Genomic DNA, 3,946 nt, shown 5'->3' on the forward strand with positions numbered 1-3,946 from the left:
TTCTTTTGTTTCTTTTGTTTCTTTTGTAAGTGCTTCAATAGATATTTCTGGTATTCTTAAATCTTTGTCTTCGCACGAACGTCTATTTTGACTAGATCCAGAATTTCTCAAAAATGTATCTTTTTGTTTGTTGCCTTTAATGGTAGGAGAAACTAAATAATGATAAGTTTCAAGCGTCGCTACAGTAAATTGGGATGTGTATTCTCCATTTGAAAGAGAAGTAATCGGTACTACTAAATCAACATTGTCAAGATCTGAATATTCTTTCAATGTTTTGCTATCAAGAGTCTTAGTGCTAATCTTTTCTAAAAATTGTTTAAATTTGCCCTCAGATGAAGCAGATATGAAAGGGAAATAATAGCTAGCTTTGTCAGGTAAAGAATCGTCAGGTTTTTCAAATAAAGCTTTAATATCTTCCTTTCTGTTATTGGTGTCGTATTTTCAAGTTAATTTCTTAAATGGAATTGGTCTTTCATACTGAATGTAATCATTCAATATATAGTCTCAAAATTCAGAAAATAGATTAATAAACGGATCTCCATGGCCCTCTTTTTTAAATTTGCTGTCACTTTCTCCAAAATTTAAATCACTTAAAACTTCGTTCAAAATAGGCTCAAAAATATCTCTGACTTTTTCCAAAATTGCATTTTCATTGTATTTTTGCTCCTCTCCGGCAAATAAAAAACGTGCTTCTTGACGTGATTTTTCATCTAAACTACTTAAGCTATTAATGCTACTTAAAGATAACTTTTTGCTCCTTAACTTATCTCCAACATGTGATGATTTACCTTTTTCATGATTATCAATTAGACCTAGCATCAGATGTTGGGTTAATCTTTTGGCAAGTGTTTTTGCTCCTTTAGTTGTCTTTAAATATCGTTCAACAAGCTCTTTAAGCTCTTGCTTATTAGAATCACTAAATTCAATAAGACTAGTACTACTACCTATCTTACTAAGAATTTCAAGTTCTTTTTCTAGGCTTAAAGAACTAGTTTCCTCTGTCTTGGATTGGATTGGAGGACTCAGTACTACTAAAACTAATTGTACTTAGAGAAGTTAAAGAACAAGGTAATAAGAGTCAAAATAATTTATGGTTAAATATCATTAATCTAGTTAAAGAATGCTAGGATTTAGTATTTTTAAATCAGGAATAACCAAGGGCTTTTCTTAAACGATCATCTCCAGTCTTAAAGTTTTTTAAGCTACCTTCTCCTGAAGCTAAACTATCAAGTAGTGCTTGTTGTTGAATTTTAGAATCTTTTGCAACCTTAATTAACTCTCTAAAGAAATAACTACTATCTATAGTTTTCAAGTAAGATTTTCAGTTTTCTGCATTTTCAACATCATCATATTTAATTTGAACTAAATATATTTGATATTGACTACCATCTTTGCTAGTTATTAGATATTCTCCGCCCTTATCTGTAAATCATCCATTTTTTGAGGTAAATAGGGAATCATTTAATAAGTTTGAACCGCTATTAACTAGCTTTGATCTAGAAGAATTACTATCTAATATCTTACTTTGTTTCAAGTATTGTTTAAGTAATTCCTTCTTTTCTTTAAAGGAAGAATCAGATTTTTTTAGACAAGAGAAATCTCTAATACCAGACTTTCAATCAAAGCTAAAACCAGAACACTGTCTTTCAACATCAAAATCTCAATTATGTTGTGGAAATAAAAACTTAAGTAATTTTATTAATTCGTTATATTTATCTTCTGAATGTATGCTTTGATCTATATAGCTAATTAAAGAATTAGAGTCTTTTCATAATGGAAAAGCGTACTCTAACTGACTAACTATATCTTCGGGGAAGAAATCTTTTCAGTTACCGTTTACTAATCCTTTGTAGCCTATTAAATGTTTTACTTCTTCTGATATTCCTTTAACTTTAACTTTTGCAAAGTCAAGAGACTCTTCATTTAATAAACAGGATCACTTTTCATCAGAAGAAGAAGAAGAAGCTCTAAAGATCGAATATCTCTTATAACTTTTCTTGCTTAACTCTAAATTTTCAACTATCTTTAATTTATCATTGGTACTAGGCAAACATTTTTCAGATTCTGAAAATTTCTTTGAAAATACAAAAGCTGTTAAAGTATCTCTTTTGAGAGTATTTCTTAAATACTTCCTAAAATTCTCAAAACCATTATCTGATAGTCACTTTACTGCAAATAAATTTAATGACTCTCCACCTTTACCTATATCGTGTCCAGATGTGCCATTGTCAACCTTAAAATTTTTGTTTATTTTTTCAAAAGATTCTCTTATTTTTTTATTATCCTTGTTGTTTTCAAAATCAAAATCACCTAGTATTTGAGGAATCTTTAAATTTTTTGATAACTCTAAATAATTTAAATGTAAATACTCCAGAATCAAATCTTCCTTAGATTTTAAATTACTTAATTCAGTAGTTCCAGAGAGATTTCCGGATACTTTTCATTGTCAAGATGAAAAATCAATTAAATCTGAAGATATTTTGTCTTGAAAAATAATTTCAGATAATTTTGAATCCTGAAAAAGATTTATCGAAACAGAATTAAGTAAATCTTCATTGTCAATTTTTTTGATTTTTTGTGATCCACTTGATACTGCTAAGACTTCTTTTGAAAAATTAAAAAAGTTGAAAGAGTCCCAGTTTTCTTTCTTACTTTTGTTCTTACTAAAAGATTTATCTACCTCGCTTGAATAATCATCAAAACTTGATTTAACATCCCAAAAACTATTCAAAGCCCATCTAACCTTTGATCCTTTATCATTTCTAAGTAAATAGGCGCCTTCCAAGAAAGGCATCATACTATTTTGAAAATTGTTAATATCATTTGAAAGAATTGCTGGCTTTTCAGAGGCAAATAACTCATATGGAAACTTACCTGAAAAAGAGCGCTTTAAGCTACTTTGAAATCAACCATCTTTCTTTTGGAGAATTTCGCTGAATATATCTAGGTAATCCTTTAGTAAAGTCTTTCTTAAATCAACTAAATTTTTTGCAAAGTGATCCCTAAGCAAAAGAACCTTTAATTTTTTTGCCTGTTCTTTCTGTTCTTTCTGTTCTTGAGAGTTTTTTTCAAAAAAATTATCTCAATAGCCTAATAACAGCCTTTCAAAATGTTTATTAAAGTAATTTTTTAAAACTTTTTTAACGTTGAAATTTTTTGAATTTATTAAATGTTTTTCGAGTTGATCTTGTTGATCTCCAGTCGCTTCCTTGTTATATGTAAGAGCATGTATTCCTTCTTTGTCCTTGAAAAGTATTCAGCTTTGTTGTTGTTGTTGAATTAAATAGACAAAGTCGCTGACTTTATTGCTAGTACCATTATTTCCATTTCCTTTTTTCAAACAAAACATTTCTTTTGTATCTTTTGAAAGAATTGAATCTATAGATACTTCTGGTATTCCAGAAAATTGACCATTACATGCATCATTTTTTGGAACAGACCCTTCTATTAAATAGTTATCGTTATTTAATTTTTTCTGTAAGGGAGAGGCCAAATAATGATAAATTTCTAAGGCTGCTACAGTAAATTGAGAAGTATACTCAGAATTTGATAATGTTGTTATTGGTACTACTAAATCAATATTTTCAATATCTGAATATCCTTTAAGATCCTGGCTACTAGCCGATGAATTAGACTTTATTTTTTCTAAAAAATTCTTAAATTTACTGTTTGATTCATCTGATATGAAAGGAAAGTAATAACTTGCTTCTTCTGGTAACTTCTCTTTTGTATCTCCAAATAAATCTTTAATGTCCTGTGTTCTTTTCTTGGTGTCGTATTTTCAAGTTAATTTCTTAAATGGAATTGGTCTTTCATAGAGTAAATAATCCTTCAACACATGATTTCAAAAACCAGCAAATAAAGTTACAAAAGGATCACCATTTTCTAATTTGAACTCATTTTTAGAATCATCATTATTTAAGCTATTCAGGACTTCATTCAGGAC

Annotated in this window: 2 protein-coding genes; both read right to left on the bottom strand. The window is 28.9% G+C overall.

Annotated features, from left to right (window positions below; all coding sequences use genetic code 4):
- On the bottom strand, positions 1-819 hold an 819-nt coding region (locus A6V39_RS00145; RefSeq protein ID WP_370664253.1), incomplete at its 3' end, for a DUF3713 domain-containing protein.
- Between the two features lie 304 nt (positions 820-1,123).
- Positions 1,124-3,946: DUF3713 domain-containing protein (locus tag A6V39_RS00150; protein WP_187149644.1), on the bottom strand; the 2,823-nt coding region annotated here is incomplete at its 5' end.

It is taken from the genome of Candidatus Mycoplasma haematobovis (genome assembly GCF_001645765.1).
Taxonomy (GTDB): domain Bacteria; phylum Bacillota_I; class Bacilli_A; order Mycoplasmatales; family Mycoplasmoidaceae; genus Eperythrozoon_B; species Eperythrozoon_B haematobovis.